Source organism: Tessaracoccus bendigoensis DSM 12906 (genome assembly GCF_900141915.1).
Lineage (GTDB): Bacteria > Actinomycetota > Actinomycetes > Propionibacteriales > Propionibacteriaceae > Arachnia > Arachnia bendigoensis.
Genome location: NZ_FQZG01000094.1, coordinates 1 through 13162, shown reverse-complemented (window position 1 = coordinate 13162; position 13162 = coordinate 1). Strand labels below are relative to the sequence as shown.

General features: G+C 60.1%; 10 protein-coding genes. 2 read left to right on the top strand and 8 right to left on the bottom strand.

Translation table 11 applies throughout. The annotated features are described in order from the left end of the window. On the top strand, positions 1-489 hold a 489-nt coding region (locus BUC15_RS20095), incomplete at its 5' end, for a DUF7402 domain-containing protein (protein ID WP_217652286.1). Here the strand turns inward: BUC15_RS20095 and BUC15_RS17205 are convergent. The 8 genes from BUC15_RS17205 to BUC15_RS19200 all read right to left on the bottom strand — a co-directional run bounded on the left by BUC15_RS17205 (position 490) and on the right by BUC15_RS19200 (position 12141). Continuing rightward, positions 490-1602 carry a glycosyltransferase gene (locus tag BUC15_RS17205; protein ID WP_073190813.1) on the bottom strand — a complete coding sequence of 371 codons (1113 nt, stop codon included), beginning with the start codon at positions 1600-1602 and terminating at the stop codon, positions 490-492. It abuts the gene before it with no gap. Between the two features lie 251 nt (positions 1603-1853). Further along, positions 1854-3722: an asparagine synthase (glutamine-hydrolyzing) gene (gene asnB / locus BUC15_RS17200; RefSeq protein WP_073190812.1), complete on the bottom strand. Its 1869-nt coding sequence runs from the start codon at positions 3720-3722 to the stop codon at positions 1854-1856. Next, complete coding sequence (locus BUC15_RS17195; protein ID WP_073190809.1) at positions 3722-4894, bottom strand: glycosyltransferase; 1173 nt, start codon at positions 4892-4894, stop codon at positions 3722-3724. The genes asnB and BUC15_RS17195 overlap by 1 nt, the downstream gene beginning before the upstream one ends. Then, a complete protein-coding gene (locus BUC15_RS17190) occupies positions 4891-6192 on the bottom strand; it encodes a glycosyltransferase family 4 protein (protein ID WP_245788028.1) in 1302 nt (433 codons plus the stop codon). The genes BUC15_RS17195 and BUC15_RS17190 overlap by 4 nt, the downstream gene beginning before the upstream one ends. Before the next feature lie 310 nt (positions 6193-6502). Then, a complete protein-coding gene (locus BUC15_RS17185; RefSeq protein ID WP_175558392.1) occupies positions 6503-7597 on the bottom strand; it encodes an O-antigen ligase family protein in 1095 nt (364 codons plus the stop codon). Between the two features lie 301 nt (positions 7598-7898). Further along, a complete protein-coding gene (locus tag BUC15_RS19685; RefSeq protein ID WP_139280341.1) occupies positions 7899-8534 on the bottom strand; it encodes a YveK family protein in 636 nt (211 codons plus the stop codon). Between the two features lie 789 nt (positions 8535-9323). Further along, complete coding sequence (locus tag BUC15_RS17170) at positions 9324-10052, bottom strand: hypothetical protein (protein ID WP_139280340.1); 729 nt, start codon at positions 10050-10052, stop codon at positions 9324-9326. A 259-nt stretch (positions 10053-10311) separates the two neighbouring features. Then, a complete protein-coding gene (locus BUC15_RS19200; RefSeq protein ID WP_175558391.1) occupies positions 10312-12141 on the bottom strand; it encodes a glycosyltransferase in 1830 nt (609 codons plus the stop codon). 400 nt (positions 12142-12541) lie between these two features. Between BUC15_RS19200 and BUC15_RS17155 the strand changes: the two genes are divergently transcribed. Continuing rightward, a partial coding sequence (locus BUC15_RS17155; protein WP_175558390.1) for a DUF4082 domain-containing protein occupies positions 12542-13162 on the top strand: 621 nt, incomplete at its 3' end.

The following is a 13162-nucleotide window of genomic DNA, read 5'->3' as shown; positions in this document are numbered from 1 at the left end:
GCATGGCTCCAACTCCACTGGGACACCCCCCAAACCATCGACCGCGTCTACCTCTACGACCGACCCAACAACGCCGACCACATCACCGGCGCCACCCTGACCTTCTCCGACAACACCACCATCCCCGTCCCAGCCCTGAACAACGACGGTTCCGCAACGATCATCACATTCACCCCACGAACCACCACCACCCTCCGCGTCACCACCACCAGCACCTCCACCACAACCCAGAACGCGGGACTAGCCGAAATCGAAACCTACAACGGTGACCCCACACCCCAACAGCTACCAGCGTTCGCCCCCTCTGACACACAGTCCGGGCTCGGAATACCTGTGACGGAGCAGGAACCCGCGATTGAAGAAGCGGCGTCAACGCAACCGACTTCGGTTGAGTCACCCTTGCCGGAACCCACGGTGTTAGAGTCGCCAGATTTGGAACTGTCACAGACGCCCGAAGGGGCATTGGTCGGTGTCTCCGAAGGCAGATGATCAGCGGGAGATCGCGGAGCGGAGCAGCGCTGCGTGCCCCGCAACCATCGAGTCCATCGTGAATGAGGTCGGGACCTTATCGGCTGCACTCCGACCATGATCGGCCATCCTCAACATTGCTTTCGCGAACGCTTCCCTATTCGACTGGTGGATTCTGCGTCTCTGCGCAGCGAGTTCGCGTTCTGAAAAGTCACGGTTCGCGCGGGCTACGACTTCACCCACTAGGCCGTCCTGAGCAACTAGTTCTGCCGCGAATCCAACGTCGGAAAGCACCACGGGAAGCCCGTGGAGGACTGCTTCGACTGCGGTCAGCGGTCCCCCCTCTGCGAACGAGTCAAGAGCATAGAGGTCCCCCGCAGTGAGAATCACCTCTGAATCGGAATCGCCGAGAAGATGCACTCTATGCCCCAAGACGGCTCCTCTGCGGAGAAAATCAGCGCGGCGGTACTCCAGCCAGTTATCCGGAGATCCCGCTAAGACGAGCCGCAGACGCGGTTCCGTCTCGGCCGCCTTAAGAAACGCGTCTACGAGACCGGCAGCGTTCTTCTGATCGCTGTACCGCTGAAGCGCCACCACCAAGATGTCACTGTCATCGATGTTGTCACTGAGCGCGCGAGCAACAAGTTCCCGTGCGACACCGTTCTCTAGAATTCTCCTCGGGTCGCGTTTCGATACACCGTTGACCACGACGGAGATATTCGCCGGGCCAATCCGCTGCAGAAAGAACTCACGTACTCCCTCGCTGACGGCGACACAAACTGGTGCTTGCGAAACGACCCGTTCCAGGGCTGTCCATGCCTCTGCATTCAGATAGGATTCCATGGCGTGGAACACCGGTACCACGGGAGGTGCTGAGTTCAGCACCGCAGCCAGGAACTCAGGGTCGGGTCTGTGCAACTCGACCACATCCGGCCGCCGTTCCGAAATAAGGTCCGCCAGCCCCGCCACCGATGAGGTCGTGACCTTAACGCCAACCCTTGACAAGTCGGCGCTGACGCGGCCCGCTTGCGTAGCGACAACTTCGACATCGAATCCCTCAGCAGGGAGTCCCAGCGCGAGGGCAGCGATGACTGCTTCAACCCCTCCGCCGTCAAGAGCGCCAGCGATCAGCATGCAGCGACATGCCTCACCCTTGGTCTGTGCCGTGCCCCCGCGAGGCGGGATGGGCAAGGGCGGCGCTGTTGTTCTGGGAACGACCGGAAGTGGTGTTCGCGGCTGCAACAGCGAAAGCACCTTCTGCCAGTGTCCGAACCGAATATTCGACGGAAGTGCATCTGAGATCATGGTGAGGCAAAGTAGACCGCGATAGGCTACCCTCGATAGCGCCCTGCGTGCCTTGGCGCTCCGTGCCTGGGCGATCGCAATCATCTTGTGCCTTCGCCGGGTGCAAATGTCTCCCAGCCTTTGATACACGCCTCGTGCCACACTTCGAGGGACAACAACGTCCAGATGCGGCTTTCTTCATTGAAGCGACCGCTGCCATGACGCATGAGTAATCGGCATACCTCATCCCGGTTGAAGGTCGATGCCACAAACGAAGCCGAGCCTGTCAGCCTGTCCCATGCGTTGTCACATATGCCGGAACGGAACCATTCATCCAGCGGAACCCTAAAGCCCACCTTCTTGCGAAGCACCACTTCATCCGGAAGATAGCGCTTCGCAACCTCCTTGAGTAGCCATTTTGGCTTCCCGCCTCGTACCTTAATCTCAGAGGGGAGTGAAAATGCGAATTCTACCAAGCGATGGTCCAGCAGAGGTGGCCTCAACTCGAGCGATGCTGCCATACTCATTCGATCACCGCGTTCCAACAGGTTGTCAGGCAGCCAACTTTCCAGATCAAAGCGCAACATGCGGTCAATGTCGTCAACGCCCTCTGGGACGCTGCGTTGACGCTCAGTGGTCGGACCACTACCGAGCAGACGTTGCCTCTCCTCGCTGGTGAATGGCGCGAACCAGGTCACGAGTTGCCCGAGATCCGACTCCGCCGACAAAGCACGTACAGCAACGCGTTGTCGGGACAAGCGCTTCGGTAGACGGGCTTCCAGCAATCGACCGGCCACCCGGCGCGGGCCGGAAGGGATCCGCCTGATGATCCTTGCCCAAGACGCGAACCGGTATTTCGGGTACCCCCCGAACAGTTCATCGCCGCCCTCTCCGGAAAGGACCACGGTGACGTGCTGGCGGGCGGCCTGTGCTAACCGGAAGACCGCCATGTCCGCTGGCTCGGACAAAGGAGCGTCTCTGTGCCAAGAGAGCGTTGGCCACAAATCAAGGAAGTCCTCGGCCCTCACGTCAACCTGGTGGTGCTTGGTGCCGACGTAATCGCTGACCCGTTTTGCCCAGGCCAATTCATCGTAACGGGGATCACCGAAGCCAGCCACAAACGTCTCAAGCGGCGCGGATCCACGCAGCTGTTTCATCACAGCCACGATCAAGCTGCTGTCGACCCCCCCACTCAGATATGCACCCACAGGGACGTCCGCGACCAAGGCTGCGCTGACGGCGTCACGGATGAGTGTGTCTGCAGCATCCACAGCCTCACGAGGATCCGGCCACTCCGCACGATCGACGGCAGGAGGCGCCCAATAGCGCTTCTCGAACAGTTCCCCCGATGCACGGACTTCGACCCGGTGCCCAGGCCGCAACTTGCGGATGTCGGCATACAGCGTGTTGGGCGAAGGCACCGACCGCCCCGCAAGATAGGAATCAAGGCTGTCAGGATCGACACACGGCGCACATCCGACGTATCGGATGATCGATTTGATCTCGGAACCGAAGACAAGACCGCCTGCAACGTTTCGGTAGTAGAGCGGCAGAACGCCCACCCTGTCTCTCACCAGGTGAAGTGTCTCCGTTTCGTGATGGAACGCAGCAAATGCGTACTGCCCGCGCAGCCGTTCGACGAATCTGATGCCGTGACGTACCAGCCCGGCCAGGAGAACCTCAGTGTCCCCATCTGTGTGATAAGGATAATCCGAGTCTTTGCGCAGCTCCCGGTAGTTGAAGATCTCTCCGTTGAACACTACGCTCCACGAACCATCTACAGCGTGCATCGGCTGGTGGGAGCCGCCGACATCGATGATGGACAACCTGGCGTGAGCAAATCCGATCCGGCCTTCGGACCACACCGCTGATTCGTCGGGACCGCGGTGCTGGAGAGTCAGCGCCATGGCGCGGAGGCCGCCCTCAGACACCGGCCCACACTCAGCAAAAACTCCCCCAATGCCGCACATCAGGTTTCACCTGTCGCTTCCAGAAGCACGGCCGCGCGGCCGGCCCATGAGTACGGTTCCACGAAGGCTGCCCGCCGATCTGGGTCACCGGGATCCTCCAAGACCGCCTGGACCTCATCTACGAAGTCGCCCCTGTCCGCGACCACCCTAACCATCTCACGATAAGCTTCGACCTCCGGGTAGTCCGTGCTTACCACGGGTAGTCCCAGGGCGAGGTATTCCTTGAGCTTGATCGGGTTCGCAAAACGGATCCACTCGTTATCGAGCCACGGCATCAACGCGACATCGAACCCCCGACCGAGGGCGGGGATGTCGTGGTAGCTACGGAAGCCGAGCCAATGCACATTGGGAAGACCCGTCAATTCTTCCATCGAACAGGTGGCGTCACCGATCAGGACAAGGCTTGCTCCAGGGATCCGTCGGGCCACATCGAGCAGAAGGTCCATGTCGACGACATAGTCGTCCAATCCGCCGAAGAACCCAATTCGGGGACGGGGAAATGTCTCGATCTCTGGGTCGACCGGACCTTCCTTCGAGAAGTGTCCGAGGTCAACTCCGTGATCGATGAAGTGAGATCTACTGCCCACAATTGCTTCATCGCGTCTCATGAGTTCGTGGCTGACGTAGAGCACGAGGTTGCTGTGAACCAGAAATTGATACTCCAAGTCAGCGACCCATTCTCCGTTGGCTTCGGGAAAGGCGGATTGGAGGTCCGAACGGTTGAAAACCAGTGTGGACCGTCGCATCCGCTCGATAACGGGCCAGGCCGTCGGTATCGTCGCTCCAATCGCCGAGACTTTCGGCAGCCCTATCACCCACGCCGCCAAACGAACCTGGCAGCGAATCAAGAAGGCATTGAACCGGAAGAGTGGCCCACTCCTGCCATAGATCGGCAGCATCAAGGGTGTGTACACGAAAAAGTTGGGCAGATCCGGTAACGGACGGCGCAGGAACTTCGTCATGCTGCGCAACTTCCGAAGGATCCTCCTGCCCGGGTTGACGCTGGTCTTGGGTCCGGGTGCACGCAACCCCAGACTGTTCACCACGAGCACCGGGCGGCTCCGGGAGACCTCCTTCATCAACTGGAAGTCCGAGTGCGCTTGGTTGTGGTACCACCAGTCCTGGGCCGCGAACCAAATGAATCCCTTGTCTGCACGTCTCTTGCGGTTCATCGGCGTTCCAAGATGAATCGGTTGAACTCAGCCTCATCGCCGAGGGGGACGATTCGGTTGCCCCATTCGTCGTGGGTCCGCTCCGGTGCGTCAGGGTAGGTGACCCCGCTGGGACGCTCGGTGCCGGTTAGCGCATCGTACACGCCGACATAAGATTGCGCCTGCGGTTGCCAATCCAGGAATTCGGACACCCGAGCCCGCGCAGCCCGCGCCATCGTCAGCCGTAGTCGCTTGTCGTCGATCAGCCGTTCGATCTGATCAGAGAAGGCTGCGATATCCCCAGTAGGGACAACCAGCAGTGCCTCCCCTCCGCTGAAGATCGTCTCGACGAGGTCGAATGACACTGACGGGAGCGCGAAGGCCATGTACTCCATCGTCTTGTTCATCGTGGAGACATCATTGAGGGGCGTTTTCAGGTCCGGACAGAGTCCGATATCTGCCCTACTAAGGTTTTCTGCCACCATCTGCCGATCGGCGCGGCCGGTGAAGGTCACGTGCTCCTCCAACCGCAGGTCGGAGGCGAGCCGCCTGAGGTCCTGTTGCGAGTCACCAAACCCCATGAGGGTCGCGTGTACATCACGCCTTCCCCGATTGTGGACCAGCTCGTCCATCACGTACAAGACGGTGTCGACACCATCTTGAGGCCCCATGATGCCAAGATAGACAAGTTCCACCGCATCGGCCGGCCTCGGTATAGCGGGATAGCTCGGCCGCATCACTGCCGTATCCGGGGCGCTCCGAACCACGATCACGTCCTCTGGGTCACGTCCCCCACGGCGTACCGCAATCTCCCGGTACGAGTCATTGGTCGAGATTACTCTCTCAGCGCTCCTGAAGGTCATCCGTTCCAACCAGGAGAGCGTCGCAAACTCTGCACGTTGGATCAGCGTGCGCGGCCGTCCGAACCGTGAAAGGAACAACTCAGGATTGAGATCATGATGATCGAAGACGAAGCGCACTCCACGGATGCGCCAAAGCAGCGCGAGCAGCCAATAGGTGTCTGGTGGATTGCAAGCCTGAATGAAAGCAAAGCGACACTGACGCCACACGACTAGCGTGAGCGCAGCAGTGCGCATCCACGAGTACGCAAACTCCAGTGCAAACCCGAACAACCCTCTGGCTTCGGGTGCGGGGCGATACTTGAAGATCTTCACAGCATCGATCACCTGTCGGCCCGGATCGCCGGGACCCTTCGGGCAGATTACGCTGACGTCGTATCCGTTCGCCCGCAGGGCCTGACACTCAAGCCACACTCTGCGGTCAAGAGGGACGGGTAGATTCTGGACGATGATCAGCACGTGTCTCGCCCCGTGTTCCCCTCGTCGTCGGCCGCCTCTTCGCCCACGGGGTCGAACCATGGTCCCTCCCGGTCACATCAATTGGGACAACACCGACACACTAGCGGAACGGGATGTGGCGGGGAACATCTTGGCGGTTTGCACGTCATTGGCGAGGCACACGGCGGACGATGGGCGCTTGGTCGGCATCGCTCTAGCGGTGACACGCCGGGCCAAAGGGCGCGTGGGCATCTCGGGAGTCGTCGATGGCCGCCACCGTTGGCGGGTCAAGCGCTTATGTTGGAACAAACCCGCTCAGGGCTCTCAGTGGTCACTCCGTGCCTCTCAGCGCATGCCGTGCGACCACTCTCTTCGCAGTCACCCGATGGAGCGCGCCGCATAGTCCCGAGAGCAGGAACAACACACCGACCGACATCGGAAAGGCGAAGGCGTCGAAGAACATGTACAGAACGGCAAGGGTGAACACGGACGCCACCAACGACCGACCCATTTTCACTGTGCAGTGGTCGGCGGACGATCGTGAGGCTTTCAGCGCGCTCCATCCGCTGGTGATGAAGATGGCTGCCAATGCCAACGTGCCTGCCACTCCGAGGTCAACCAGAGTCAGCACCCATTGATTGTCGAAGATGTAGTAGCGCGGAAGGAACGTACCGAGCCCTGCCCCAAGCACAGGCGACGCAGACAAGAACTCGGGAACTCTTGACAACGCGTCGGCGCGTGACCGGGTACTCGGATCATCGGTAGCGCCGACGAACAGTGACACGACTGTGCTGAACATTCCGGGAACGGCCACCGAAACCACGCCAACCGACACCACGGCTCCGACAACAAGAACGTACCTGGCTCTTCTGGTCATGTTGGGGAGGGAACTCAGCATCGCTACGGCGAGCCCGATGATCGCAGAACGCGAGACGGATACCAGACACACAGCGACGGAGGCCGCGACAGGCAGCCACCAACGGACGAGTCTCTTCTCACTGTTTCGGAAGCCGTTCGACATGGCGGCAGCGATGCATAGTGGCAAGGTACCAACCACCACTGCACCAAACTCCAGGGGGTGCGTCGCAGTCCCTGTAGCCCGAGCGAACATCCCCCGAAGCGCCACACTTTCTTCAGCCTCGTATGTAAGGCCCGGAATAAACCCTACCCAGTCAAGGAGGCTCCGGCGCATGACGAACTGCAAGAGCCCAAGGGTCGACAGAAGAGCGCTCGACAACACAAGCCGCCTAAGCAGACGCGCCGCGTCCGAAGTACGCCCGATGCCGTCGAGACCGACGAGGAAGACGCCGGTCCACGAAGCCAGCCTGACCATGGCGGACATAGCCGGGCTCACCTGGTCTGCCGGTTGTCCGCGGAGCATGGCCTGAGCGAAACTCGCGAGTGCAACAATCACGAACGCTGTCATCGCGATTCTTGTTGGTTGTCGGATCCAGCCTCCCGAAGCCACGTTACCCTGAAGCCTCCACACGGACCACCAACCGAGCAGCAGAAGACCCCAAAGCAGTGAGGGCCTACCGTAGGCGCCCAATCCCGTCAACGTAACATTGGAGGGAATCGCGAACAACAGAACCAGATAGACCGTCAACATGCCGACGGCGTCGAAGCCTCGAGGTCCTTCCGCCCGGGGCTCCACCGCTTCCTCCCGCATCGCCTACCTCCAAGCCGGTTTTCTCCCGCGTGTCGGCTTCTCACCGAGCAACAGGTGCCTATTCATCGGACACGGCTGCAGAATCGCGTAGGCGTTCACGGCGGGCACGGAGGATTCCCTCGAGCAGTGCTGCGGTCATTACCGTCCCTGCCAGACCGACGGCGCCCACGGCGCCTGTGAGCATGATCCGTCTTCGTTGCTTGGGTGTTCCTTCCTGGTCCACCGTCACCGAAACCATTGAGATGCGCTCGTTCTCTGGAATGTCTTCCTGCGTCTGAAGATCCTCCAACATGGATACCGCACGCTCATTCATCTGTTTGAGCACGAACTCCGCGGCGGTGTCGCTCTCGGACTCGACGGTGATCAGGATGACGGGTCCGGAGGTCGAAGGGTCTCGCATGACCTCCACAGTGGTTGGGGGTTGGCCCTCGACTACTCCATTGATCACGTTGTCCGATCCTAGCCCCCTCACCAGCACATCCGCGGCAGGCGAGAGGCCCCCCAGGAAAAGGTAAGGATTGCTGTCTTCCGGAATCGTGCCACTGCCAGGCAGCAGGAGCTGCGTGGACGTTCTTGAATAGGTGGGTGAGACGACGCTCCACACACCAACTACCAGCGCGCCGGTCAAAATAAAGCCGACCACCAGAGCGTACCAACACCGAAGAAGCAACCGAATGGTCTGCAGAAGAGTCATCCTCCCGCCGATCGCCAGTTTTCAATGAGACGGCTGAGCACAACTCGGCGTCGACGAGGACGCAGCATACTCAACTGACGATCGACCTCTACGGCTGCCCATCCCCCCAGCAGGATCGCTGCGGCAAGCAAAGATAGGACTGACATCGCCTGTTCCGTTCGACTCGGCGAAATGTGTTGAATGGACCCTGTCAACGGAACGACGCTCGCGGTGATGTACCCCTCAGGCGACGTGAAGGACGCACTCTGCCGGTCACGGGACAATTCGAGTACCCTTTCGATTGTCTTGCCTTGAGTGTCCGCAACCCATTCCCGGGTGGCACCCACGATTTGGATCTCAATGTCCGCGCGAGAATACATTGAAGACCATTGCCCACCCGAATTCGGCATGGCCACCAGCACCCCTTGCCGCACTCCGACACCATACAGCGGCGCCGCATTCGAGGCGTAGGTCGCTGGAGCCCTTCCTTCGTTGATCTCACTCGCAATCGCCCCCGCGAAAGCAATGACGCTCTCGTCTGACCGCCCGCTCTCCGGAAGAAGAAACGCTCTCATCGGGAGAGTGAAACTAACGGTTGTCGCGGTGCTGTAGCAGCCACTATCTCGAAACCAGCCGACCCCGATTACGGCTGCGGACAGCACAGCTAACAGGACGACGTACCACCGTTGCACCATCGTTTGCAGGATCTCCACCAGAGTCAAACTGCACTCCTAACCCAATAGGCGCCTGGACACTTTCCTTCACTGTACACGGAGAGACAAGCCATGGACGCGTCTCTCCATGCAGGAGTCAAGGGGCAGCCACGATGTCCCCCGCAGCATCGGACCCGGTCGGATCGTAGAGATGGTTGTCCTCCCATTGAGTCCACCCCGGCCCGCCCTGCACATAGGCTGGACCCCACCCTGTCCCCGTGAACCGGTTGTTGACAGCTCGCACGTTGCTATAGGGGTAATTCGTCTGGTTTAGACCCAGTTGATAGCCGCCTCCTTCGAGGAAATTTCCCTCCGCAACGAGGTTGTCGATAGGTCCGGCATAGGACTGCACGAAGAACGCCCCGGTATCTGCTCCGGAATCCGAATCAAACCGGTTGTTCCGAACAACCAGTGAGCGATCCGGAGTAACCGAGGCGTCGAAGTCGCGCACTGTGAATGCGTCTGAATGCGTTCCGTCAACGGCGGGGTCGCCCCAAGCCACCAGGCCAGTGACATAGTTGTGCTCCACAAGGACAGCCCTTTCCGTTCCAGCATTCATGATCGCGATTCCGCTGCCCAAACCGTGAATATAGTTCCTCAGCAAATCCGCCACACCTATAAACCCAGTAGCCTGCGCTGCCATCTTCTGATCGAGTAGCGATCCGTCGATTTCACTGTCCCGAATCGTGATCTTACCAGCCGCGACCAGCATTCTATTGTAGTCTGTAGTACCAACAATGGGCATTCCAGGGGCAGAATCAATCGGCCTTACGCAACTGCCCTCAATCACGATTTCTCCAGCCGACAAATCCAACCCATGGTCCATCCTCTTACCAGAGATCACGGTTCCCGCAGGCACCACCCTAGGCCCGCTATAGCGGGGCAGTTCGTCACAAGACAGGCCGAGTGCACGGAGACCGACGTTGCTCTCATTGACCGTCCATCCCAGACCAGCCGACGGTCCGGATCTTGAAGGGGTGACATCCGACGCGCGACCGGTATCAGAGTCCAGACCGCAGTCAGAGAGTATTCCAACACACATGCCAACCATCATGGCTGACGCGAACCTTATCCCATGTCGCCGGCTAGCGCTTAGCATGGCGTTTCTCCTTGAAGCGCTCAAGCCCTTCCTTGCCGAGCAGTGCCAAGAGGACACCCTTGGCGACGGCTCTCACGAACTCACGCGTTTCACGGTTGGGTCGAGCCAGGTAGGCGTCGACCGTCAGCGAACGTTGACTGGGAACACTGGCGTGCTCGAACGCGTCAGGGAACAGTGCCCGATGAGCGGTCGGATCGGTCAGCCTGCCCCGGATCCGGTTACTAACGTTCCGGTCATGGACGATCTGAAGCCAGGCTGGAGCGCCGCCAATAGTCGTGGAGTTCATATGGCGGCTCAACAAGATGTGCCAGTCGCGCCAAGCGGTCTGCGGCTTGTACCACGACTCGATCACGTTACAGAAGGCGTTGTCAGCATCGTGCCACGCATACGTCCTGTCACCGACCGACACCAGACCGTTGGCCAGGTAGAGAGCCCCCCTCACTCCATGGAGAGCCGCTCTCTGGACACGATCCACGAAGTCGGACGACAGCGCGTCGTCATTGTCCAGGTTTGTGGTGATCAGGAGCCCACCATTTGCCCCTGTCGCCTCCTCAGCATCGGCCGCCAGGTCCTCCCAGGTGACTTCCTCGCGGAAGAGAACTTGAAACACACCTGCGTCCATCGATGAAGCCAGGCGGTCCAACAACCATTCAGGGCTCTGCGGGTCGAGATAGATCAGCCAGGAAAAGTTCCGGTTCGTCTGGGATTGAACCGATGGCAAGGTGTAGCGCTCGAAGAGACCCACTCTGCTCTGGAGCCAGCCTTCCTTCGCCCTAATCAAGCTTTCAGGGCCACGTGACGGCAGGTTGAACCTGGTCACGAGCAGATGATCGATGGCGGTGCCCGCCGGAGAGTCACCGAAGTCAGCCGAAGGCAGGCTATCCCAACGCTGCTTCCTCAGGAGCGCCCTCAGCGCCACCCGGTGAGTTGGGTCCCGCCAACGCCGCAACTCATGCAGCATGAGGATCAGCCTGAGGGGACCCGCCGACCAGGGACGGTGCTTCTCGGCGTATCGGACCGCGTTGACCACAGTCAGAGCGACCAACTCTGGAGACCGTCCGGAACCGGCTTCCATGTGCACGACTTGCGCAGCCGGTTCGAACCAGACCTCATGGCCTGATTCCCTCACCCTGCGGAAGAAGTCCGTTTCCTCCGAATACAGGAAGAATCGTTCGTCCCATGCCCCGACCTCCTCCGCCACCCTTCGGTCGATCAGGATCGCCGCACCAGTTGCCCAGTCGATCCGATGAGGAGTCTCGTAGGCACTGGGCGAACGCACGATCTGAGAGAGCGCGGCAGGACGGGCGACCCATCGCGAGCCGAAAACAGCGTCGCCGAAGGCGCCGAGCAGTCGTGGTTCCCGTCTAACAGACTCGGTGCGACGACAAGCACCATCCAGGACGGCGGGCACAACGCAGCCCGCACCAGACACCCTAAGTCGGGCCAGTAACGCGGAGACGGCTCCGGGTAGGACCTTGAGGTCGGGATTTAGGATCAGCACCGATCCGGCCGCTCCAGCGAAGCGCATTCCGATGTTGATCCCTGCCGCGTACCCAAGGTTTCCCCCCGACTCCACGAAGATCACGTCTCCCATCCCCCGGACGATATCTGCCGTGTCGTCCGAAGACGCATTGTCGACAACAATCATTCTCAGAGATAGGTCGGCGGACGATTCACGAAGGGTCCGGACAAGTTCAGCGATTGTCCGGCCACTCTGGAACGTGACGATGATGACGGCGACATCGACCGGTTCGTCCGATCCGATGAATGACGAACGACGACACAACCTGACTGGGGGTGGGTTGACACTGTTCATTGTTCGTCCTGACCGTGATCCACAGAATCCGTCCGAGAGGAGCGAACCAACCTCTGGTGTGACCAGCATAGACCAGGCACAAACTGGGAGTTGCTCATCAGGTGAACGGCCACACGGGAACTGGGCCAAGCGCGATAGGTCTCGGCCCCAGCCTCGCGTGAACGCTACTCATCGGCCACCTGGGGATGAAGTCCGCGACCTTCGACAGCGACGTGACAAGGAAAGACGGTCTTGCGCGCGATTCAAGTTTGGTGGTTCTCTCAGATTCTTGTTAGATTACTCTCAGAAAGCGTAATCAACTGCGGTTGGATTCACCGAGTCTCTCAGGTGAATGTCAAGGTGGGGGCCCATTGGACACGCTGGACCAAGTCACCGGACCCCTATGAGAGGTACTTCAAACATGGAACTCTGTTCCACACGGTGGCGCAGCCTGCTGTCACGAGCAGTCTTCGTCATCCTCGCCGCGTCGCTCCTCGTCGGAGCGACCTTCATGACCAACGCCACCAAGGCCGAAGCCGCGCCCCAGGCGACGTTCGGCACCTCGAACCCGAGCGACCTGACCCGCTCCGACAACGACAGCTCAGTAGAGGTCGGCCTTCGCTTCGTCCCTAAGCAGGACGGAACAATCAACACCATCCGCTTCTACAAGGCCAACTCCAGCGCATCCAGCACACCGAGCACCGTCTCGCTGTGGTCCGCCTCCGGAGCACGCCTCGCCAGCGCGTCGGTCCCCGCGACCACCAGCACAGGCTGGATCACCGTTGAACTGCCGACGACCAACCAACTCACCGCCAACACCGAATACGTAGTCTCCGCCTTCGCCAGGAACGGTTCCTACGTCTCCACGCGCAACTACTTCGCGTCCGCCCAGACCAGCGGGAGCATCACGATGCCCCGCAACGCCGGCGTATTCAAGTACAACACCCAGTCGCAGTTCCCAGACGAGGTCTACCAAGCGAGCAACTACTGGATCGACCCAGTGTTCGCGGCAAACACCACGACCACGCAGCCCACGGCATCC

Bases quoted from the DNA above. Each gene is read 5' to 3' on its own strand.
- BUC15_RS17205 (WP_073190813.1), bottom strand. From the start codon at position 1,602: ATGCTGATCGCTGGCGCTCTTGACGGCGGAGGGGTTGAAGCAGTCATC.
- asnB (WP_073190812.1), bottom strand. From the start codon at position 3,722: ATGTGCGGCATTGGGGGAGTTTTTGCTGAGTGTGGGCCGGTGTCTGAG.
- BUC15_RS17195 (WP_073190809.1), bottom strand. From the start codon at position 4,894: ATGAACCGCAAGAGACGTGCAGACAAGGGATTCATTTGGTTCGCGGCC.
- BUC15_RS17185 (WP_175558392.1), bottom strand. From the start codon at position 7,597: ATGACAGCGTTCGTGATTGTTGCACTCGCGAGTTTCGCTCAGGCCATG.
- BUC15_RS19685 (WP_139280341.1), bottom strand. From the start codon at position 8,534: ATGACTCTTCTGCAGACCATTCGGTTGCTTCTTCGGTGTTGGTACGCT.
- BUC15_RS17170 (WP_139280340.1), bottom strand. From the start codon at position 10,052: ATGGACCATGGGTTGGATTTGTCGGCTGGAGAAATCGTGATTGAGGGC.
- BUC15_RS19200 (WP_175558391.1), bottom strand. From the start codon at position 12,141: ATGAACAGTGTCAACCCACCCCCAGTCAGGTTGTGTCGTCGTTCGTCA.